Source organism: Jonesia denitrificans DSM 20603 (genome assembly GCF_000024065.1).
GTDB classification, from domain to species: domain Bacteria; phylum Actinomycetota; class Actinomycetes; order Actinomycetales; family Cellulomonadaceae; genus Jonesia; species Jonesia denitrificans.
Genome location: NC_013174.1, coordinates 1,768,903 through 1,791,708, shown reverse-complemented (window position 1 = coordinate 1,791,708; position 22,806 = coordinate 1,768,903). Strand labels below are relative to the sequence as shown.

Genomic DNA, 22,806 nt, shown 5'->3' with positions numbered 1-22,806 from the left:
ACCCTATGCCTTGTCCGTGGAGTTGGGTGCCGGGGCGCCTGGGGTGTCCCGGGGGACCCGCAAACTCGGAAGACCGATGGGGTCAGGGATGTGTTCTACCTTGATCCGTTTACGGAACACCCAGAATGTCCACCCTTGGTAGAGCAGAACAATGGGGGTGAGGAGCACAGCCACCCACGTCATGATCGTCAGGGTGTAGTCAGTCGAGGACGCATTCTCGATGGTGAGGTTATTGATGCCGTTAATGTCAGGCATGACGTTCGGGTAGAGCGACCCAAAGATCAGCACCACAGCAGCCAAGATCGCGGCAGCCGATGCGGCAAATGCGCGGCCCTCGTGACCCACCTTGTTGAACAACCACGCCAGAACCAGTCCGGCGGCAGCGCCACCGGTGGCGATCCATGTCCACCCAGCACCGTACCCGAGCTGAGTCCACACAACCCACACGCCGCCAGCAAGAATAGCGCCTGCGAGGAAGCGGGAGGCTAACCGGTTGGCGTCAACGCGCATCTTCCCGTCTGTCTTCAAGGCAAGGAACAACGCGCCGTGCGCAAGGAACAACAACAACGTGACCGCCCCTCCAAGGAGGGCATACGGCGACAGCAAGGAGAAGAACGACCCGACGAAGTCGTAGTTGTCGTTCAGTTCCACTCCACGGACCAGGTTCGCAAACGCAACACCCCACAGGATCGCGGGAGTCCACGAACCAAAGATGATCCCAAAGTCACACCAGGCTTTCCAGCGTGGTGTTTCAATTTTGGACCGGTATTCGAAGGCCATGCCGCGAAAAATGAGAGCGAACAAGATGAACAGCAGCGGCAGGTAGAAACCGGAGAACATCGAGGCGTACCACTCGGGGAACGCCGCGAAGGTTGCCCCACCTGCGGTGAGGAGCCACACTTCGTTGCCGTCCCACACGGGGCCGATCGTGTTGATCACTGCACGGCGTTCGCGTTCGCTCTTTCCTAGGACGGGAAGGAGCATACCGACCCCGAAGTCGAAGCCTTCAAGGACGAGGTATCCGGTCCACAGGACCGCGATGAGGATGAACCACAGAATACTGAGTTCCATGTTGGGTCTCCTACTTCCTGGTCAGTACGCGAACGACAGCGGTGCGTCCGCGTCGTTGGCCCGGTCGGGGTTGGCTTCGGGTGATTCGTCGTGGACGGTTTCGGGTGCCCCGTGGGCCATGTACCGCCAGATAAGCATTCCCCATATCGCTGTGAGGAAGGTGTAGATCACCGTGAACGCAATGAGCGAGAACAGCATGACCCCCGCAGATTGGTTGGTGGTCACCGCGCCCCAGGTGAGCATCCGGATTTCGTCGATCCCCGTGGGGTTTGGCGCAACTACCCAGGGTTGGCGTCCCATTTCGGTGAAGATCCACCCGAAAGCTGATGCGATGAAGGGGGTGGGGATTGCGATCAGTCCCAGGCGGGCGAACCACTTCTTATTGGTGATGCGGCCCTTGCGGGTCAACCACATGGTGGCGGCTGCCAGCGCTGCGGAGAATGCGGCAAAACCAATCATGAGGCGGAACGACCAGTAGGTGATGGCCAGGTTTGGGCTGTAGTCGATGGGTTCACCGTCTGGTCCAACATCTCCGTACCGTTCGGTGTAGTACTCCTGCAGTTCGTCGATGCCGCGTAGTTGTGCGTTGAAGTCACCGTCTGCGAGGAAGCTGGTCAGTCCGGGGATTTCCAGGACGTGGTTCACTGATTCGCAGTCGTTGGTGAGGTCACCGATGGTGAGGATGGAGAAAGGAGCGCCGCCTTCAGGGGTGGTGCAAAGGGCTTCGGCGGCAGCCATCTTCATGGGTTGTTGCTCGAACATGAGTTTGGCTTGGAAGTCACCAGAGATGGCGAGGCCAACTCCGGCGATGAGCATGGTGACGAGCCCAAGGTTCAGTGCTGGTTTGTAAATGGAGCGAGCAACATCGTCGCGGCCTCGTCGTGCTTCTTTGACCATCCAGAATGCGGCGATACCGGCAACAAATGTTCCTGCTGTGAGCCACGCGGCGGTGATGGTGTGCGGGAAGGCGGCAAGCACAGTGGAGTTGGTGAGGACGGCGACAATGTCGACCATCTCAGCGCGCCCTGTCTCCGGGTTGAACACTGCACCCACGGGGTGTTGCATCCACGAGTTCGCGGCCAAGATGAAGTACGCCGACAACGCAGTGGAGACTGCAACAGCCCAAATACAGGCGAGGTGGATCTTCTTATTGAGTTTGTCCCACCCAAAGATCCAAAGGCCAAGGAATGTTGATTCCACGAAGAACGCAGCGAGTGCCTCCATAGCCAGTGGTGCACCAAAGACGTCGCCCACAAAACGGGAGTACTCATTCCAGTTCATCCCGAATTGGAACTCCTGCACGATCCCGGTCACCACACCGATCGCGAAGTTGATGAGGAGGAGTTTGCCAAAGAACTTGGTGAGCTTGAGCCACCGTTCGTCCTGAGTGCGCACCCACATCGTCTGCATGATGGCGACCAGCGGCGCGAGTCCGATGGTGAGGGGGACGTAGAAAAAGTGGTAGACGGTGGTGATGCCGAACTGCCACCGTGCGATATCGAGCGGGTCCATGGTTCTCCACTGGTTATTCGAAGGAAAATCCTTGTTCTTCGACGCTAGATCTGGAGCGAAAAATTGCTTGGGACTAAGGTCCCCAGGTGGCATTGGGTGGTGTGAAGTTCACCGTGTTGTTTCCGTGGTCCTGGGCGTTTGTGAGTGCAAAAACCAGGGAACTGACACATGGTGATGAAGTGTCATGATGCGGGACTTTGATCCCGGGGGCAGTGAGATCCGGGCAACACGCCCGGTGGCATGCCCCGTGAAGTCGCGGTCATTTCGTCAAAACAATGTGAAGATTCACTGCTGTACTGACGCGAGTGCACGAGGCGTCCACACTCCACCAGACCGAAAACAACAGGGGTGTGAGATACTTGGTGGCGTTATCAGACCACACTTTGATAACCCCGGCGCAGAGCACCGCGAACGCCGATCCCATGCGAACCCCAACGAGCGGGGCGAGCAGGACCACTCACCATGTGGAACTGCCCACGCAAACGGAGATCGCTCGCCCTGGACTGCGCCCTACCATGACTTCCGTGGGGCAGCACTCATCACGCCGCTCCACGACGACATAACCGCAACGCCTAGGTGTGGACGGGCGACATGCGGCGACAAGGAGTACCACGTGACATCCGGAGACGACTCTCAGGAGACACCAACCCCCAGCACCACCGACGCGCCACGCAAGCCCGCGCGACGCCGCGTCACCCGAACCGTCAGTGCACCCACAGTGGAACCCGTCAGTTTCCTCGCAGCAGAGGCTCCTGCCCCCACCCAGCGGCTCACAACCGCCGGAGGAGCCACCGTCCGCACTGACACCACCAGTGAGACCCCCGCGCCCCGCCGCTCACGCCGAGCCACCTCAGACGGCAAAACAACAACCCGGCGAACCAGCGCATCGTCAGACACACAGCCCGCCAAGGCCGCGCCCGCCACACGCACCCCAGCAGAACAACCACTAGACGTCATCGCATCACTGTCCCAGATCGCTGGAACACAAGAGGACGCCGCACGGACCGAACGGTCGAAGGCAGACTTCAGCAAAATCGACCAAGCCATCAACCTCGATGCAGTCACCAAAAAACACGGTAAAACAGCCAAAACCAGCGCCACAACCGACGCGGAATCGGCAGACACCGCTCACAGTGACACCCCCGCGCCCGCTCGCACGACCAAGCGCACCCCCCGGCGGGCAACAAAAGACGTCTTCGCGCCACCAACGCAACCCGCAGCAGAAACCCCCGCCGCGCCCGTGCGCCCGCGGCTAGCGACAACCGCACTGCTGTTCCAAGCACCAGAAGTGGTCGTCCCCACACCAACCCCAGACACCGAGGACAACACCACCAGCTCGCCACGCCCCGCAGAAGACGACGCACCACGCACCGGACGTCAACGGACCCGCTCACAAACAGACCGTCGCTCGAAAAACCGGTCACACTCAGACGAAGCCACCAGCGACAACAACACAAACGACACCGCTGAAGAGACCACAACCACTGAGGCCACAACCGACGCGGACAGCGCAACCGACACCGCAGACGACACCGCAGACGACACCCCACGCCGCCGCCGACGCCGCGGATCACGAGGCCGCAAATCCAAATCCACCAGCGATGACACCACCAATGAGTCATCCACACAAACCCCCGACACCGCCGACGAATCGCAGCCACAAGTGTCAGACGACGACACAACCGGCGAGAACGACATCACCGATGACACCACCGACGACGACAACGACGGAGAAGGATCAAGCCGTCGCCGCCGCCGTCGCCGCCGCACCCGGTCAAGCAGCACCGCCGACGACGACACAGCACGCCGCCGCGCCTCCGATGAAGTCACCGCACTCAAAGGCTCAACCCGCCTCGAAGCGAAACGGCAACGGCGCCGTGAAGGCCGCGACGCAGGCCGTCGCCGCACCATCATCACCGAAGCAGAATTCCTGGCACGCCGCGAATCAGTAGACCGGTCCATGGTCGTGCGCGAAGTGGCAGGACGCACCCAAATCGCGGTCCTCGAAGACGGTATCCTCGTCGAGCACTACGTCTCCCAACAAGAACAAGCCTCCATTGCTGGGAACGTCTACCTTGGGCGCGTACAAAACGTCCTGCCCTCCATGGAAGCGGCATTCGTCGATATCGGAAAAGGACGCAACGCAGTCCTGTACGCCGGTGAAGTGAACTGGGACGTCCACGGTATCGAAGGTCAACCACGCCGGATCGAAGAAGCCCTCAAATCCGGCGACTCCGTCCTCGTTCAGGTGACCAAAGATCCCATTGGACACAAAGGAGCCCGACTCACGTCCCAAATCACCCTTGCTGGACGCTACCTCGTCTACGTCCCCGGTGGCGGCATGACCGGGATCTCCCGCAAACTCCCCGACACCGAACGAGCACGCCTCAAGCGCATCCTCAAAGAACTCGTGGACGAAGGGTCCGGCGTCATCGTGCGCACCGCCGCTGAAGGCGCGTCCGAAACCGAACTCCGTGCGGACGTCGAACGCCTCAAAAAACAGTGGGCTGCGATCGAAAAGAAACGCAAAAACGCCAACGCACCCGCACTGCTCCAAGGAGAACCAGACCTCGCAATCCGCGTCGTCCGCGACATCTTCAACGACGACTTCACCCAACTATCTGTCCAAGGCGACCAAGCATGGGGTGAAATCTCAGAATATGTTGGAGACCTCGCACCCGACCTTGCCAACAAAATGTCGCGGTGGACCTCCGAAGACGACATCTTCGCCGCCGCGCGCATCGACGAACAACTCGCCAAAGGGCTTGACCGAAAGGTCTACCTCCCCTCCGGTGGATCCCTCGTCATCGACCGCACCGAAGCAATGACAGTCATTGACGTCAACACCGGAAAATTCACCGGGACTGGCGGAACACTCGAAGAAACCGTGACCCGCAACAACCTCGAAGCCGCCGAAGAAATCGTGCGTCAACTACGGTTACGCGACATTGGCGGAATCATCGTCATCGACTTCATTGACATGGTCCTCGAATCCAACCGTGATCTTGTCTTGCGGCGACTCGTGGAATGCCTGGGACGGGACCGCACCAAACACCAAGTCGCAGAAGTCACCAGTTTGGGCCTCGTGCAAATGACTCGCAAACGGGTGGGGCAAGGGCTCATTGAAGCGTTCTCCACCGCCTGCGACCACTGCAGCGGCCGCGGGTACACCATCCACACAGACCCCGTAGAACGACACGGCCACGCCCCCTCCCCACAGTCCAGCAACACTCAGGAGGGTGAAAGTAAACGCTCCAAGCGTCGGCGCTCCAAAGAGGCCAAAGAACCCAAAGACACAGTCGACACTCATACGTCTGCTGACAAGTCTGCACCGGACACTCCCCAAGATCCTGCGACGGACCCCTCCGTCCGCGAAGACGTGAAAACAGCGCTCGCTGCCATTGCCGCTGCTGCCGCTCACGCGCACGATGCACAACACGGTGAGGACCACAGTGACGATGCGCCCACAGTCACCAGCGCATCGGCAGGTGGTACGGACAGCACCGAACACACTGCACCAACCGGTTCACCCGAGCCGGAAACCGCACCACAGGTGACATCCGAGGAGCAGTCTGAACCAGCTCCAAAGAAGACCACACGAACCCGCTCACGGCGGGCCAGTCGCCCCGCAGGAAGCTCCGCTAAGGACGCGACCCGCGAGACGGAATAGCAAACGATGCGTGCGTGTTGCGCGAGGAGACGACCACGCGCAACACGCGACGTATTACGCATCACACCATTGATGATCGCCTCCAACGGCAGTTGTGCCGTACCATGGAACGTGGTCATCGAACAGATGGCGCGTGCAGGTGAACGCAACAACGAACCCTTCCGGTTCCACGATGCATGCCCGCAGGTGACCGGATCTTATTTGACCCTGGGATGAAGATTCCGTAATCTTGATCGTCGGCGCTTATGCGCGCGTCCCATCGTGTGTCCTGGGGCAAACCCAGCAGAGAGCACGCCCAAGAGACTATAAGAGAGTTGAGCAGCAACGTGGTTTACGCGATCGTCAAGGCTGGTGGCCGCCAGGAGAAAGTTTCCGTTGGCGACGTCGTCGTCGTCGACCGGCTTTCCGGCGACGCTGGCGAGTCCGTTGAACTTCCTGCGATCCTTCTCGTTGATGGAGACAAGGTCACCACTGACGCGGATACCCTCGCGAAGACAGTGGTTACCGCTGAGATCCTTCGCGAAGAGAAGGGTCCCAAGATCACCATCCTCAAGTACAAGAACAAGACTGGTTACCGCAAGCGCCAGGGTCACCGTCAAAAGTTGACCCGCCTGAAGGTCACCTCCATTAAGTGAGCTCTGTTGGAGTTCCCCTCGGGGATCTTCGCTGACGTCCCCACACAGACTTAGGAAAGACAGGTACTGTCATGGCACACAAGAAGGGTGCGAGTTCAACTCGCAACGGTCGCGACTCCAACGCACAGCGCCTCGGTGTCAAGCGTTTCGGTGGCCAGGTTGTCAAAGCCGGTGAGATCATCGTTCGCCAGCGTGGAACACACTTCCACCCAGGTGAAAACGTTGGCCGTGGCGGCGACGACACACTGTTCGCACTGACTGCTGGTGCTGTCCAGTTCGGCACCCGCCGTGGACGCAAGGTTATCGACATCGTCGAAGCTGTCTGAGCGCACCACACACGCTTATTCACACGAGGGACGCACCGAGGGTGCGTCCCTCGCTGTATCTGGGGATACTGAAACTCCCGAGGAAGGAAGAGTGACATGGCCTCATTTGTTGACTACGTCGTATTGCACGCACAAGGGGGACAAGGCGGACACGGCTGCGCCTCGATTCGCCGCGAAAAGTTCAAGCCTCTCGCGGGCCCCGATGGCGGCAATGGTGGCAACGGTGGGTCAGTGATCCTGCGAGTTGACCCCAACATCACCACGCTTCTTGACTACCACCACTCCCCGCATCGCAAAGCCCCCAGCGGCACCTTCGGTATGGGGGATATGCGGCACGGTGCAAACGGTGAGGACCTTATCCTTGGGGTTCCTGATGGAACAGTGGTGAAAGATCGCGATGGCGCGATCATCGCTGACTTGGTGGGTGAAGGCACCGAACTGATCATCGCGGAAGGTGGTCGCGGTGGCCTTGGTAACGCAGCCCTGGCGTCAAAACGACGCAAAGCCCCAGGCTTTGCGCTCCTGGGTGAACCAGGTGATGAAGTGACCGTGCGCCTCGAAGTGAAATCCATTGCTGATGTTGCATTGGTGGGGTTCCCCTCCGCTGGAAAATCATCACTCATTGCCGCGATGTCTGCTGCGCGACCAAAAATTGCTGACTACCCGTTCACCACCCTTGTGCCGAACTTGGGTGTGGTGCAAGCAGGGGAGTCGCGGTACACAATCGCGGACGTTCCTGGGTTGATTCCCGGTGCCAGTGAAGGTAAGGGGCTGGGATTGGAGTTCCTTCGCCACATTGAACGGTGCGCGGTGATCGTGCACGTTCTTGACTGCGCGACACTGGAGCCTGGGCGTGACCCGGTGACCGACCTGGAAGTGATTGAACAAGAACTTCGCGCCTACAGCGACGAACTTGACCTTGATGGCGCACGCACACCGTTGCACGAACGCCCTCAACTTGTGGTGTTGAACAAGGTTGATATCCCTGATGGTGCTGACCTTGCTGACCTTGTGGAACCGGCCATCAAGGAACGCGGGTTGCGGACGTTCCGGGTGTCTGCAGTCAGTCACCATGGTTTGAAAGAGCTGTCCTTTGCGCTAGCGAAGTATGTGGAGTATGCCCGCCGCACTAACCCTGATGCGGGTGAGCAGCGCATTATTGTGCGACCAGAACCTTTGGGTGGGCGCAATGACAAAGGGTTCACGGTCACGAAACGCACCGAACACGCAGGTCACTATTTTGAGGTGCGGGGCGCGAAACCTGAGCGGTGGGTGCGGCAAACTGACTTTGCCAACGATGAAGCAGTGGGGTATCTCGCGGACCGGCTTGCCACCCTGGGGGTGGAAGACCAACTGTTTAAAGCTGGCGCTGTTGCCGGTGATGAGGTGCGTATCGGTCCACCAGAAAACGCTGTTGTGTTCGATTGGGAACCCACGATGACCACGGGTGCTGAGTTCCTGGGAGGCCCGCGCGGTTCTGATCTCAGGCTTGAGGACAGCCACCGTCCAACACGCTCCGATAAACGCCGTGAATACTATGAGCGCATGGATGCAAAGGCGGCAGCGCGTGAGGAATTGTGGACTGAACGGGAAGCTGGGCACTGGACTGACCCGAACGATGAGTAACGGGTAGGTGACCGGATTGTGCCGAGATGGCCGATACTATTCGGACATCTCGGCATGCCAGGCCGCTGATGGACCACAATAGTGGGGTGAGTATCGAAACGACACCACCTTTTGTCCGAGACCGAACTGGAATTGCTACGGCGCCCCGAGTGGTCGTCAAGATTGGTTCGTCGTCGTTAACGAACCCAGATGGAACCCTTGCGACGGAGATGATCGACCACCTTGTGGGTGTGATTGCGGAACGTCACGCACGGGGGCAGCAGGTTGTGCTGGTGACTTCTGGCGCTATTGCTGCTGGATTCGCGCCGATGGGTTTAGCTACTCGTCCCCGTGACCTTGCAACCGCGCAGGCCGCTGCGTCGGTGGGGCAGGGTATTTTGATCACCTACTACCAGGAAGCTTTTGCTCAGCATGGCGTTCAGGTAGGACAGGTGTTATTGACCGCAGATGACACAATGCGTCGTGGTCACTATGCCAATGCGCGCCGCGCGTTGGAGCGGCTGTTGGCGTTGGGGATTGTCCCCATCATTAATGAGAACGACGCGGTGGCCACCGATGAAATCCGTTTTGGTGACAACGACCGGTTGGCTGCGTTGGTGTCGCACATTGTGCGTGCTGATGCGTTGGTCCTGTTGACTGATGTGGATGGTCTGTATGATGGTCCGCCCGCGGCACCGTCCACGAGCAGGATCCCTGTGGTACGCAAGTTCTCCGAAATTTCTGCTGTTGAAGTGTCTTCTAAGGGCAGCGCCGTGGGTACTGGGGGTATGGCCTCGAAGTTGGAGTCGGTGCGTATTGCCACCGCGACGGGGATCCCCGTTGTGTTGACGAGCGCCCCGCAGGTGGCGCAGGCCCTTGCGGGTGAAGATGTGGGCACGTGGTTCGCGATCATGGGGAAGCGGATGCGACGCCGCCGGTTATGGTTGGCGTACGCCGCGAAAACTGAAGGGAAGTTACTTCTTGATGCGGGGGCAACGAAGGCGGTTCTTGGTGGTCGTGCGTCATTGTTGGCCGCAGGGGTGACAGACTTTTCGGGGAACTTTGATGCTGGGGATCCGGTGGAGTTGGTGAGCCCGGAGGGGTTATCGATTGCCCGGGGCTTGGTGGCATTTGATTCACATTATCTCCCCGAAATCCTTGGTCAGAGGACGTCACAGTTGCGTAACGATCTCGGTTCGGGTTTTGATCGTCCTGTTGTTCACCGTGATGACCTCGTGTTGGCGATTCGTCCGAAGAAAGTCCAGGTCTAACGCACTGTTCTGCGACGAGCCGGGAGTGGAGACGCTCCCGGCTCGTATGCTGTCTGCCTTCATGAACAGGGTGTGGACTAAGGTGTGACACCGGGTGGACCGCTGCCGTGACAGGGCCTTCACAAAATCTACCCATTGCAGTTTCGATGGCACTTCGATAAGTTGAACCGTACAACAAAACAGTTGTCCGATCAGGCGGTGCCACTGCGCGTGACACGAGGGGAGACGTGGTCGAGCGGTGCCGCCCGAAACGCAAGGGAGCGTTATGAAACTGGGCCATCGGACGAAGGGGTTTGCAGCCGCCGCTGCAGGAGTTGCCCTGGTGTCCACGACCTTCGCGACCGCACAAGCGGCGCCTTTAACAATGGAGCCGGCCGCCACCGACGCCGTTGTTGTTTCTGAAGACTTCGAAGAAGGACTCGGGGTTTTTGGAGTTCGATACGGCAACGGGAGCGCGCCAACCGTTGCTGTCAGCACCGACTACGCGGCATCAGGTGTTGCGTCAGCCAAAGTCAGCGACCGTGATGTCAATGGTGATGGCATTGGACTAAACCCGGACGGCCTTCTCGTGGCTGGAGGTGAATACGAGTTTTCGGCAAACGTTAGATTCGCTGAAGGGGCTGAAGGCGCAGTCTTGAGCCTCGGATATAAATCCGACGACGGAGCCGATGTTGTGTATGACGGGTTGATCTGGGATCTTCCTGCTACATCAACTGAATGGTCGGCAGTTTCTGGAACATTCACGCTGCCTGACAATGTCGTCGAAGTTCATGTAGAGACGAAGTATGACTCGGAGAACACCGAAGATTTCTACATTGACGATATCGTTATCACTGATCTGAGTGCGACAGACGAGACCGGTGGCGAGACCGGTGGCGAGACCGGTGGCGAGACCGGTGGCGACACTGGGGAAGGTGACGCAACTGGTGACACGACCTCAGTGACAACAAGCTTCGAAGACGGCATGGGTGCCTGGGCGCAGCGCTATGGAGGCGACAGCTCCTTCACTGCTGAGCTTTCCGAGGACTTTGCCTCTGATGGAACGACGTCAGTGAAGATCTCAGGCCGTGAGTTCGACGGTGACGGGATCGGTTTTGACGCTGATGGGGTTCTTGTCGAGGGTAAGCGTTACAACTACTCGTTTGATGTGCGGTTCGCGCCTGATGAGCCCGTTGGTGAAATCACCGTGAGTTTCTTTGACGGCACGGATGGCTACAACACCGTTCAGTCGGTCACCAACGCGTCGAACACCGGGTGGACCACGGTGACGGGCAGCTACACGATTCCGAGCTTCGAAGTTCCAGGTGCCCTGTTCTACATTGAAACCAAATACGAGTCGGGAAACACCTCGACCTTCTACGTGGATAACGTCTCTTTCGCTGAAGCAACTGGTCTCCCTGTTCAAGACCTCACCCCATTGAAGTCCACTGTGGATATTCCTGTTGGTGTGGCGATTGATGAGCGTGAAACCAGCGGGTTGGCTTCTGAGTTGCTGCTCAAGCACTTTGACCAGATCACAGCTGAAAACCACATGAAGCCCGATTACTGGTATGACGATGAGGGCAACTGGTCTGGGCTGCACCCTGAAGCGAAAGCCATGATGGATTTCGCGGTCGCCAATGACCTGAAGGTTTACGGTCACGTGTTGGTGTGGCACTCCCAAACCCCGGAGTGGTTCTTCCAAGACGCGAGCGGTGCACCGCTCACGGATAGTGCAGCAGACCAGCAGATCCTTCGGGACCGGATGCGCACGCACATCGACAATGTGGCCAAAGCGATCACAGACGAGTACGGGCCGTTTGGTTCAGCAACAAACCCGATCAACGCGTTTGATGTCATCAACGAGGTGGTCTCGGACTCGGGTGAGTACGCTGATGGGTTGCGTCGGTCTGAGTGGTACCGAATTTTGGGTGAAGAGTTCATCAAACTGTCGTTTGATTACGCTGAGGAACTGCTCAACGGCACCTATGCGGCATCAGGTGTGAGTAACCCGGTGAAACTGTTCATTAACGACTACAACACGGAACAGTCAGGGAAGCAGAACCGCTACTACGCACTGGTTGAACGGCTTGTCGCCGCGGGCACCCCAATCGATGGGGTAGGGCACCAAATGCACGTGTCCCTGGCCATGCCGGTGTCAGCGCTTTCTGGCGCGTTGGACCGTTTTGACGAGTTTGGTTTGCTCCAGGCAGTGACCGAGCTTGACGTGACCACAGGGACCCCTGTGACGGACGCGAAGTTGGTGGAGCAAGGGTACTACTACCGTGACACCTTCACCATGATCCGTGAGTTCGCTGCGGAGACTGGCCGTTTGTGGTCGGCAACCGTGTGGGGTCTGACCGATGGCCGTTCCTGGCGTGTGGACGATGGTGCTCCGATTCTCTTTGATGACGACTACCAGGCGAAGCAGGCGTTCTACGGGGCAATCGACTCCGATGAACTTGACCCGATCATCCGTACCGCGAATGTGTTCCAACCCTCGATTGACGATGTGTCAGTGACGTCAGCAGAGTGGGACCGGTTGCCCATGCACGACGTTGAGGATGCAGGGTTCTTCCAACTGCGGTGGGGTTCGGATGCGCTGACTGCTCTTGTGTATGTGGATGACCCTGACGCTGGTGCAGGTGACCGGGTGGAGTTCACCCTTGATGGTGACACATGGTCGGTCAACCGTGACAGTGACTCGGTTGTTGAGTTTGACGGGTACGGCTGGGCCTTTACCACTCAGTTCGATGTTGCGGGCGCGGCAGCTGGTGACACTCACGATTTCGATGTTCGGTTGGTGAATGACGGTGACACGGTGGGGTGGAACAGCCCAGGTGCCACCGGTATTCTCACCCTCATTGAACAGTTGTCGTACACCACTGCGATTGAGGCGGACACTGCACCACAGATTGATGGTGTGATGGACGATGTGTTCGCTGACGCACAGTCGATCACGACGGGTAAGCAGGTCAGCGGCACTGATGGTGCCACTGCGGACACTCGTGCGGTGTGGAACGGGTCCACGTTGTATTTGTTCGCTGAGATCACTGACCCTGACGTGGACGTCACCTCCGCATCTCCGTGGGAGCAAGACTCAGTGGAGATTTACGTGGACATGGGGAACGCAAAGAATGGTTCCTACCGTGATCTCGACACCCAGATCCGTATTTCGGCGCAGAATGTTGTGTCGTTCGGTACTGGTGACGAGGCCATGCAGGAAGCACGCATCACCTCGGCTACCGCTGCCACAGACACAGGGTACATCGTTGAGGTGGCCATTGATTTGGGTGACGAGGGTGGTGCGGGCACGTTCCAGGGCTTCGATTTCCAGGTCAATGATGCGTCAGATGGTGCTCGCGCATCCATCACGAACTGGGCTGACCCAACGGGTGCAGGCTACCAATCCACGGCGCGTTGGGGTGTGATTGAACTCCTTGCCGCTGATGAAGATGGTGACCCTGTTGTTCCTGGTGAGCCGAACCTTCCAGGTTCTGGCGGGTCGGGCTCTGATGGGGCAGGATCTGATTCTGACTCTGGTTCTGATGATGGTGCTGCTGGGTCGGACACTGAGGACGGTGACAGTGATGGTTTAGCTGACACTGGTGCGAACCCGTTGCCCATTATTCTCGGTGCGATTCTTCTGGCACTTGCTGGTGGAGCGATCGTGGTATTGCGTCGCCGTCTGGTGGGCGCGCAGGACAGCGATGAGTTGACCGTGTGAGTCGTCGCACCCCCGCCTGAGCACGGGCGTGGGCCGTCACGATCCCCTCGGTGACGGTATTGCGCTTGGTGTTCACCGGGTGCCGGGCGGAGTGTTTCTCACTCCGCCCGGCACCTTTTGTGTGCCCTTAGCCAGGTGGTCAAAACCTTCCACGTGGAATATTTTGGCCGGTTGTCCGCTACGCTGGGGTCCATGGGTGATTCAACACACACGTCAGTTGGGGTGTCACCGCAGGGGGATGCACCGTTGTCGCGGGCAACGATTGTGCGTTATGCGGTTGGCTCGGTGGGCACAGGCGGTTTTGGGACGCTGCCTGGTTTGGTCCTCATCTATTTTTTGACTGACACACTGGGGGTGGCAGCTGGCCTAGCAGGGTTGGTGGTTATCGCATCGAAAGTTGTGGACGTCCTGATCGACCCGGTGATCGGGGATATCTCCGATGCGAGTGCCCGGCGTCGTGGCACGCGCGGCTACCTGATGTGGTGGGGTGCGCTCGCGTTGCCGGTGTTTTTTGTTCTCACTTTCGCGGTGCCGCCGGGGCTTGAGGGGGCTGGTGCTGCGCTGTGGGTGATGGTGGCGTTCATCGGATGCGCGGTGGGGTTTTCGTTGTTTCAGGTGCCCTATATTGCGTTGCCGGTGGAGCTGACAGGCCATTATGACGAACGGACCCGACTGTTAGCGTGGCGGGTTGTGGTGTTGTCGGTCGCGATTTTGTTGTTTGGTGGCGGTGGGCCGGTGTTGCGGTCGTTGGGTGGGGATAACCAGCGGTTGGGGTATGTCCTCATGGCGGTGGTTGCTGGCCTGGTTATTGGGCTGGGGTTTGCGGTGGCGGCGAAAGTTGCGCCGCGCCGCCCCCCACAACACGCTCCGAGGGGGACAGCGGAACTACGACACGGCTCACGGTTACTGACGGGTCGCATGACCCGGTTAGGCAGCCAGTACCGTGCCGGTCTGGACACGCTCCGCACCAACCAGCCGTTCCGGGTCCTTGTGCTCACGTTTTTCCTCCAAGCAGCAGCCACCGGGATCATGCTTGCAGGAGCCCAGTATGTGGCTACCTGGGTACTCGACTCAGAAGCTGCCGTGACATTCCTTTTTGTTGCGCTCATTGCCCCAGCAGTGATCATGTCCCCGGTGTGGGGTGCGGTGGCGCGGCGTGTGGGTAAAGAAAAGGCCTTCAGTTGGGCGTCGCTGATCTTCATGGCAGGCTCAGTGTCCCTTGTGCTCCTCCTGGTAGCCCCCGGCCCCTGGGTGTACGTTCCGGTGGCCGTGTGTGGGGCCGCCTACGCAGGGTTGCAAGCACTGCCCATGGCGATGCTCCCTGACACCGTCCCCGTCCGTACCGAATCCCAAGCCGGCGTCTACGGCGGAGTATGGACAGCGGGGGAGACCACGGGTATGGCCCTAGGCTCTGTAGCCCTCACCGTTGTGCTCGCTGCAACCGGGTACATCGAATCAACCGCCACCCAGAACGTCACCCAACCTGACAGTGCAGTTGGTGGGATCGTGGTGGCATTCAGTGTCATTCCCGCCCTGGCCGTCGCAGTGTCCCTTGTGTCATTGCGCGCCTACCCGCTGCGCCGAGCTGACATCATGGCCGCGAACGTGAAGGAGTACCAGTGACCACCCCCCACCTGTCACCCAAAGCCCAAGCCGTCATCAAGCAGATCACCCAATTTCGCGAACTTGATGCCCCCACCCATGGTGGACGGGTCCTCAGCTACGTGTACGACTCAGGGCTTGCCGAACTCGACGAACTAGCCGCACAAGCCGCCCGCGCCGTCCAATCCGTCAACGGCCTCGACCCCACCACATTCCCCTCCGTCGCCATGATGGAACGCGACGTACTCGGGTTCGTCCGCGACGCACTCAACGGTGACAACAACGTCGTTGGGAACGTCACCAGCGGCGGAACCGAATCCTGCCTCCTTGCCGTCAAAACAGCCCGCGACCTGTGGCGGGCCACCCATCAGGACACACCAGCCCACCAGCCCAACAACACCGACCCTGCCACCCCCAGTGGCGCATCGGCACGCACAACACCACCGACGGTGACCATGCCACGCCTGGTGGCGCCAGCAACCGTCCACGCCGCGTTCCACAAAGCAGCCGCCTACTTCGACCTCGTCCTCGACCTCGTCGACGTGGACCCCACCACCGGTGCTGTCAACCCAGCCGATGTGATAGACCGCCTCGCAGACGACGTCGCCCTTGTCGTCCTGTCCGCACCAAACTACCCCTACGCCCAACTCGACCCCATCGCCGACGTCGCCACAGCAACCGAAGCAGCCAACATCCCACTGCACGTGGACGCATGCATCGGCGGACTGGCTCTACCCTGGTGGCCAGGCCTCACCACCCCCTGGGACTTTCGTGTCCCAGGGGTCACCTCCATCTCCGCAGACCTCCACAAATACGGGTACGCCCCCAAAGGGATCTCCGTGATCCTCCACCGCGGACCCCACCGCCACCGCCACCAATACTTCGCCGTCACCGCCTGGCCCGGCTACCCCGTGGTCAACCCCACCCTCCTTGGCTCAAAATCACCAGGACCCCTCGCCGCCGCCTGGGCCATCATCACCTACCTCGGCACCCAAGGATTCACCGACCTCACCGCCGCCACCCACCGCGCCACCACCACCCTCACCACCGCCCTGAACCGCATCGAAGGGCTCACCATCCAAGGCACCCCCACCGGGCCACTGTTCGCCCTCGTCGAAGACACCACCGTCCCACCCAACCGCCGTGTCAACCCCCACCTCCTGGTGGACGCAGCCCGCACCCACGGATGGATCCTCCAAGCCCAACCCGGCGCCCACCAACGCACCCAACCCGACCTCCCCCAATCAGCACACCTCACCATCACACCCGTCACCGAACACCACACCCACGACCTCATCACCGCCCTCACCACCGCAGCCGACACCGTCCGCGGCACCCCAAGCCCCCTCACCGACCCAGACCTCCACACCCGCGTCACCGCCCTCATCGACACCCTCACCGAACCCACCACCAACACCACCCTCACCACCGCACTCACCGCCCTCGGCATCAACCCGACCACCGGTGACCTGCCCAACGACCTCTCCCACATCCTCGCCTACGCCCAACTCCTCCCCGCCCCCATCGCCGAACAACTCCTCACCGAAATCCTCGCCCTCCTCGTCACGCCCACCCACCGAAAGGAACCTGACGAACCACCCCACACCCACTAGGGTGGAACACATGAGCGACAACACGACACCCATAACCGCTGACATCGCCGCCAACGTCGAAGCCATCGCCACGCGCGCCAAAAAAGCAGCACAAGTCCTCGCAACCGCAACCAGAGCCACTAAAGACGCCGCACTCCACGCCCTCGCCGACGCGCTCATCGCCAACGCAACCCCCATCATCGCCGCCAACCAACACGACCTCGAACGCGGCCGCACCAACAACATGAGCCCCGGCCTCCTCGACCGCCTCGCCCTCACCGAAGACCGCATCACCCAGATCGCCAACTCCCTCAGAGACGTCGCAGCCCTCCCCGACCCAGTCGGCGAAATCATCCGCGGCTCACGCCTCCCCAACGGGCTACGCCTCACCCAACAACGCACCCCCATGGGCGTGGTCGGCATGATCTACGAAGCCCGCCCCAACGTCACCGTCGACGCCGTCGGACTCACCCTCAAATCCGGTAACGCCGTCATCCTGCGCGGCGGAAGCGCCGCCGCATCATCCAACGAAAAAATCGTGGAAATCCTCGCTGCCACCCTCGAAACCCAAGGCCTACCCGCCGACCTCATCCAATCCGTCGACGCCTACGGACGCCCCGGCGCAGTCGCCCTCATGCACGCACGCGGCCTCGTCGACGTTCTCGTCCCCCGCGGTGGCGCCGACCTCATCAACACCGTCGTCCGCGAAGCCACCGTCCCCGTCATCGAAACCGGCACCGGCAACTGCCACGTCTACATCGACAACACCGCCGACCTCGAGATGGCCATCAACATCACCGTCAACTCCAAAACCCACCGAGTCGGCGTCTGCAACGCCGCCGAAACCCTCCTCGTCCACCGCGACATCGCCACCACCTTCCTCCCCGCCGCCTACACTGCGCTCGCAGCGCAGAACGTCACCGTACACACTGACGATGCGTCAGCTGCGTTCACTGAGGGCACCGGTGTCAGCGCGGTTGCGGCAACAGAGGAGGACTGGGCAACAGAGTATTTGTCCGCGGACCTCGCGGTCCGTGTTGTCGATGACCTGGATCAGGCGATCGACCACATCCGCACCTGGACCTCTGGTCACACTGAAGCCATTGTGACCAGCGACTACGCGCATGCGGAACGGTTCATTGCGGAACTGGACTCCGCCGCGATCATGGTCAACGCATCGACACGCTTCACCGATGGGGGACAGTTTGGGTTGGGCGCTGAGATTGGTATTTCCACCCAAAAGCTTCACGCCCGCGGTCCCATGGGGTTGCCAGAACTGACCACAACGAAGTGGGTTGTGCGTGGCGAAGGCCAAATCCGGCCATGACGCCGCATATCAGGTGAGGGGAGCCCCACCCATACCCCGAGCAATCGCTCTGGGGAGGGGTGGGGTGCGTGGTAGTGTGGAGCCGCGAATCGCCCCCACCTGGACACTGAGGGCCTCGTGAAAACACTGTGAAAGTGGAGTCTGGGCTCTCGGGTGCCGATACCTACCCGTGAGACACTGAGAACTTACCTGAAGCCACACACAGGACCCCGCAACTGGGGATCTGTCAATGTGGAGAACTAACCATGAGCGCACCACTGGAGGATGTCGTGTCATCAGCAGTCCTGGCCGCAGAGGCTGAGATCGTCAACCAACTCCCCATGGAACCCATCGCCTACGGCGTGGTGACCTTCTGCATCCTTGTTGCAGGTCTTGTTGTGACCTACGCCTTCCGGAACACTGCGTCACGTCACTGACCGGCCAGGAAACCTGAGCGGGGATTGTGACAACGATGGGTGATCGGCGGCGCCGAACCGGGGTAATGGGGGGAACGTTCGACCCTATTCACCACGGGCACTTAGTAGCAGCCAGTGAAGTGGCGGCACGGTTTGACCTTGACGAGGTCATTTTCGTGCCCACCGGAAACCCCACGTTCAAGCAACATCAACAGGTGACGCCAGCCGAACACCGGTACTTGATGACCGTGATCGCCACTGCATCCAACCCCCGTTTCACGGTGTCTCGGGTAGACATTGACCGGCCCGGGTTAACCTACACGGTTGACACATTGCGTGACCTGCGTGAACAACGCCCAGATGACGACTTGTTCTTCATCACTGGTGCCGACGCAGTCGCACAAATGCTGACCTGGAAGGACGCCCAAGAGCTGTGGAGCATGGCCACATTTGTGGCAGTCACACGTCCAGGGCATCCGCTCAGCGTGGAGGGCATCCCCCCAGATCGTGTGAACATTCTTGAGATCCCGGCGATGGCTATTTCGTCGAGTGATTGCCGGGCCCGCGCCCGGGCGGGGTTACCAGTGTGGTATCTCGTCCCTGATGGTGTGGTCCAGTACATCGCGAAACATGGCCTCTATCCTCGTGAGGCAGTTGAGGTGTAATACATGAGCAACCAGAATCCCACCCATTCATCAGGTCGGCCGTTGACGCGCCGTGAGCTTCGTGAACTCGCAGCCTCGCAGTCCGCTGGTGGGTCAGGGGCCACACCCGGGTCATCGGCGCAGCCGATGTCCTCCGCTGACCCAGCAGCGTGGGGCGGCGGCAGACCAGCGAGCCCACCATCACGTCGCTCCATGTATGACACCCAAGGCCACGGGATTCCACAGGTTCGCCCACCGCACCAATCAGGTGCGGTGCGCACACTCGAAGAAACAGGGCGACTGTCCGGGTTACAACGCCCATCAGAGTACGGGCAGCAACCACCGGCTTTTGATACCCCCACACAACGCTCCCGCCCCGATGAAAACCACAGCGCCCAGTCCCCCACAGGGATGCCACAGCTGGGTGACTTCATGCGGCAAGCCCCCACCCACGGGCAACGCCCAGACCCATCGGCCGCCGATGCGCGCGCCCGGCAAGCGGCGCTAGAACGTGCACAGGAACAGGCCGCAGTTCTCCCACAAATGTCAGCCCCCGCATCGTTTGGTGCACTCCGAGACGCAGCACACCAAGAGTTCCGGCCCACTGACCGCACAGAAGCGTCCGCACAAGGGCTCCCAGCCCGTTCCCGGGCACAAACCCCACCAGCGGAACAACGACCCGCACCTCCCGCGTTCCCCACATTCAGTACTGTGCCGTCCGCACAAGACACTCAACCAGGACTGCCCGCGTTCCCTGAACCATCACACAACGAACAACCCCAAGAGTCCACTGCACCGTTCAACCCCTTCAGCGACAACGACGCCGCCCCCGCCAACCCGTTCGGTAGCGCGCCGCAACCCACCACACCCCCCTCACGCACCCCACGTTCCGAACGGAACCTTGCCCAACCACCAAGCGGCAACCCTGGTGCTGCACTCGGATGGGGTGCCGCAGGCGGTGCAGCAGCCGCAACGCCAGCAACCCCCGAACCACGCACCCACACAGCAAGCCCGGCCCCTGCCGCGTTCCCCCCACTAGGCGGGCCCGCACCACAAGGCGACGCTGACGCGAACAACCTCGCAGCATTCCCGCCACTCGGCGGAGGATCAGCCGAGGGAAGAGCGCCTGGTGGCGGGACAACCAACCATCCCGCAGCCCATGACGGCGCCGCACCAGCCGCGTTCCCACCCGTCAGCGGAGAAAAACGTGCCAACCCCTTCGGATTACCCGGTGTTGGCGTGGATGATGACGACGACAATGAAGACGACACTTACGAGTTGGACCACTCCTACACGTGGTTGCAATACCTCATCCTCGTTGCTGTTGCCCTCGTACTGGGTATGATCATCTGGCAGGTCGGACTTTCAGGGTCTGACAGTGCCGAGCAAACCGAAGAGGCCACACAGGTGTTCCTTCGGTGGCTAACCAACCCGCAGATCTAGCCCCGAACAAGCCCTCACCAGGGCGTTAAAGGAGAACCGTGGCAGCAACAGACCACGCCATTGACCTTGCTATCACAGCCGCACGCGCTGCGTCAGACAAGAAAGCAAGCGAAATCATTGCCCTCGACGTGAGCGACCACCTAGTCCTCACCGACGCTTTCGTTATCGCGTCAGGCAACAGCGAACGCCAAGTATCCGCAATCGTTGACGCCGTGGAACGAGCACTCCACGAAGCGGGCACCAAACTCGTGCGCCGCGAAGGAAAAGGCGACGCCCGTTGGGTACTCCTCGACTTTGGTGACATCGTTGTTCACGTCCAACACCAGGAAGACCGCGCGTTCTACGCGTTGGAGAAACTGTGGGGAGACTGCCCCTCCATTGAACTCCCAGAGGACGCACGCGGGGGTGACGGCGGACCCGAGGAGGAAGAACTCGATGAGTTCGGCTTCCCCAAGAACTTCTGAGGTGTCGTTGTGGCTGTGAAAAATATTGTGCTCGTCCGTCATGGGCGAACCGCCTACAACGCTGCGATGCGGTTGCAAGGGCAAGTGGACATTCCCTTGGATGACATTGGCCGGTGGCAAGCCGCTGAAGCCGCGAAAGTGTTGGCGCAAAGCCCGCTGGCAACCCCGTTCATTCTCGCGTCTGACCTGGAACGGGCCCGTGACACAGCCCGTGTGATTGGTGATGCGCTGGGCGTCGAGGTGCACACGGACGCCCGGCTACGGGAACGAGGGTTCGGCCCCTGGGAAGGACTCACCCGCCCAGAAATCGAAGAGAAATGGCCAGGACAGTACGCCCTCTGGGCTGGTGGGGGAGAACCCAACATTGATGGGTTGGAAGACAAAAACACTGTCGGGCAACGTGCCGCTGACGCGATCCTCGAGGTCGCAAACAGCGACATTGATGCCCGCGACCTTGTGGTCGTATCCCACGGTGCTGCAATTTCCTGCATCATCGCGCACCTCCTCGACCAAGAACCCTCCACCTGGCGGGGACTAGCAGGGATGCGCAACGTGCACTGGTCCGTCATGGCACGCAACACCGCAGACGGGGCACAACCCGCATGGCGGCTCATCGAACACAACGCAGGCCCCTCCATGCTCCACGGACCCGACGTGTGGGCAGAAGGACCAGACGCGCTGCAATAGTCGATGACAAGCGCAGGGGCGCACAGCTTTTCGAGTAACGGAATATCGAGTCTACGAGGTACGCCCGAAACCGCCCCACAAGGTAGGTGGAACTGTTGTGTATTGACCGATTTCCTTTTTGTGCTTTTGTTGCTCGTAGGATTATTAGTCTTCTTCCCCAACACCTACTAAAACCCAATGGCCATTATCGATTGCAACTGAAAATGACACTTTCACTTCTTCCTTTCGGGGTTCTTTACCTGCTTCCCACTGTTCGCTTATTTGAAGGTGCATGGGAACCCTCCAAATTATTGCACCTTCGCCTCTAAATTCAGGGTGCCCTTCTTGCGATGAATTGATTACTACACTTTTTGGGAGCACGTTTTTTTCTTGGCGTGTATTGATCACTTCGATGTAGTGGCTGCAGCGGTCACAGTGTTCGTAGGAGTATTTTTCGAGTAGGTCTGTGGTGCTGGTGTGCATGGAGTATTCGATGACTTCGACGAAGTATTGTGCTGCGGCGATGGCTCCGGCTTTGTCGCCGGTTTTCATGGCTTCAGGTTCTTCCGGGACTGGGCGTTGTTCGGGTTCGGTTGGTGTGTCTTGGGCTGGTTCCTCAGCGCCGTCACTGTCACCGTCCCCGTCAGTGGTTGTGTTGGCTGGTGTGGGGGAGGCATCAACAGTGTTTTCAGTTTTGGCTCCCGCATCGTTAGAGCACCCGGTGACACCTGCCCCGAGAAGACCAGCAACAACAAGGACACTAAGGGCACGACGAACAGCGTAACTACGCAGTAAAGAAACAGACATGCCCACAATCACATCGCATGCACATAACTGGTTTGAATGGGTATTGCTGCCCTGTGGGGAACGGGGAAAC

At 59.9% G+C, this 22,806-nt stretch carries 19 protein-coding genes; 14 read left to right on the top strand and 5 right to left on the bottom strand.

What is annotated here, in order from left to right; translation table 11 throughout:
• Window positions 1–3 precede the first annotated feature (3 nt).
• From cydB to JDEN_RS14310, 4 genes are all read right to left on the bottom strand, one after another.
• Window positions 4–1,071, bottom strand: coding sequence for a cytochrome d ubiquinol oxidase subunit II (gene cydB, locus JDEN_RS08335; RefSeq protein WP_015771931.1), 1,068 nt, complete (start codon window positions 1,069–1,071; stop codon window positions 4–6).
• A gap of 21 nt (window positions 1,072–1,092) precedes the next feature.
• Window positions 1,093–2,583, bottom strand: a complete 1,491-nt coding sequence (locus JDEN_RS08330; RefSeq protein ID WP_015771930.1) for a cytochrome ubiquinol oxidase subunit I — start codon at window positions 2,581–2,583, stop codon at window positions 1,093–1,095.
• Window positions 2,584–3,216: 633 nt separating this feature from the next.
• Window positions 3,217–3,708, bottom strand: coding sequence for a hypothetical protein (locus JDEN_RS14315; protein WP_226926570.1), 492 nt, complete (start codon window positions 3,706–3,708; stop codon window positions 3,217–3,219).
• A gap of 252 nt (window positions 3,709–3,960) precedes the next feature.
• The gene (locus JDEN_RS14310) at window positions 3,961–4,281 is read right to left on the bottom strand and encodes a DUF2637 domain-containing protein (RefSeq protein ID WP_226926571.1); all 321 of its coding nucleotides are present in this window, start codon (window positions 4,279–4,281) and stop codon (window positions 3,961–3,963) included.
• A 262-nt stretch (window positions 4,282–4,543) separates the two neighbouring features.
• Here JDEN_RS14310 and JDEN_RS14305 point away from each other — a divergent pair, with 262 nt between their 5' ends.
• The 14 genes from JDEN_RS14305 (at window position 4,544) to JDEN_RS08260 (ending at window position 21,950) form a co-directional block, all read left to right on the top strand.
• Window positions 4,544–6,253 (top strand): Rne/Rng family ribonuclease, encoded by a 1,710-nt coding sequence (locus JDEN_RS14305; protein WP_226926653.1) that lies wholly within the window; start codon window positions 4,544–4,546, stop codon window positions 6,251–6,253.
• Window positions 6,254–6,579: 326 nt separating this feature from the next.
• On the top strand, window positions 6,580–6,888 hold the full coding sequence (gene rplU, locus JDEN_RS08315) for a 50S ribosomal protein L21 (protein ID WP_015771928.1): 309 nt from the start codon (window positions 6,580–6,582) through the stop codon (window positions 6,886–6,888).
• Window positions 6,889–6,959: 71 nt separating this feature from the next.
• The gene (rpmA, locus tag JDEN_RS08310; protein ID WP_015771927.1) at window positions 6,960–7,214 is read left to right on the top strand and encodes a 50S ribosomal protein L27; all 255 of its coding nucleotides are present in this window, start codon (window positions 6,960–6,962) and stop codon (window positions 7,212–7,214) included.
• 96 nt (window positions 7,215–7,310) lie between these two features.
• Window positions 7,311–8,840, top strand: coding sequence for a GTPase ObgE (gene obgE / locus JDEN_RS08305; protein ID WP_015771926.1), 1,530 nt, complete (start codon window positions 7,311–7,313; stop codon window positions 8,838–8,840).
• A gap of 68 nt (window positions 8,841–8,908) precedes the next feature.
• Complete coding sequence (gene proB, locus JDEN_RS08300; RefSeq protein WP_015771925.1) at window positions 8,909–10,090, top strand: glutamate 5-kinase; 1,182 nt, start codon at window positions 8,909–8,911, stop codon at window positions 10,088–10,090.
• Window positions 10,091–10,355: 265 nt separating this feature from the next.
• The gene (locus JDEN_RS08295; protein WP_015771924.1) at window positions 10,356–13,796 is read left to right on the top strand and encodes an endo-1,4-beta-xylanase; all 3,441 of its coding nucleotides are present in this window, start codon (window positions 10,356–10,358) and stop codon (window positions 13,794–13,796) included.
• Between the two features lie 192 nt (window positions 13,797–13,988).
• The gene (locus JDEN_RS08290) at window positions 13,989–15,419 is read left to right on the top strand and encodes an MFS transporter (protein ID WP_049754528.1); all 1,431 of its coding nucleotides are present in this window, start codon (window positions 13,989–13,991) and stop codon (window positions 15,417–15,419) included.
• Entirely contained in the window at window positions 15,416–17,011 is a 1,596-nt protein-coding gene (locus JDEN_RS08285; RefSeq protein WP_015771922.1) for a pyridoxal phosphate-dependent decarboxylase family protein, read from the top strand. Before JDEN_RS08290 ends, JDEN_RS08285 begins: the two co-directional genes overlap by 4 nt.
• A 10-nt stretch (window positions 17,012–17,021) precedes the next feature.
• Window positions 17,022–18,317 carry a glutamate-5-semialdehyde dehydrogenase gene (locus JDEN_RS08280; protein WP_015771921.1) on the top strand — a complete coding sequence of 432 codons (1,296 nt, stop codon included), beginning with the start codon at window positions 17,022–17,024 and terminating at the stop codon, window positions 18,315–18,317.
• 245 nt (window positions 18,318–18,562) lie between these two features.
• Window positions 18,563–18,733, top strand: coding sequence for a hypothetical protein (locus JDEN_RS13830; protein WP_015771920.1), 171 nt, complete (start codon window positions 18,563–18,565; stop codon window positions 18,731–18,733).
• 35 nt (window positions 18,734–18,768) lie between these two features.
• Complete coding sequence (gene nadD, locus JDEN_RS08275) at window positions 18,769–19,377, top strand: nicotinate-nucleotide adenylyltransferase (RefSeq protein ID WP_015771919.1); 609 nt, start codon at window positions 18,769–18,771, stop codon at window positions 19,375–19,377.
• Between the two features lie 3 nt (window positions 19,378–19,380).
• Window positions 19,381–20,799, top strand: a complete 1,419-nt coding sequence (locus tag JDEN_RS14345; protein WP_015771918.1) for a hypothetical protein — start codon at window positions 19,381–19,383, stop codon at window positions 20,797–20,799.
• Window positions 20,800–20,837: 38 nt separating this feature from the next.
• Window positions 20,838–21,263 (top strand): ribosome silencing factor, encoded by a 426-nt coding sequence (gene rsfS / locus JDEN_RS08265; protein WP_015771917.1) that lies wholly within the window; start codon window positions 20,838–20,840, stop codon window positions 21,261–21,263.
• Between the two features lie 9 nt (window positions 21,264–21,272).
• A complete protein-coding gene (locus JDEN_RS08260; protein WP_015771916.1) occupies window positions 21,273–21,950 on the top strand; it encodes a histidine phosphatase family protein in 678 nt (225 codons plus the stop codon).
• Between the two features lie 144 nt (window positions 21,951–22,094).
• Here JDEN_RS08260 and JDEN_RS08255 read toward each other — a convergent pair whose 3' ends face one another.
• Window positions 22,095–22,736: a DUF6318 family protein gene (locus tag JDEN_RS08255; protein WP_015771915.1), complete on the bottom strand. Its 642-nt coding sequence runs from the start codon at window positions 22,734–22,736 to the stop codon at window positions 22,095–22,097.
• Between the last annotated feature and the right edge of the window lie 70 nt (window positions 22,737–22,806).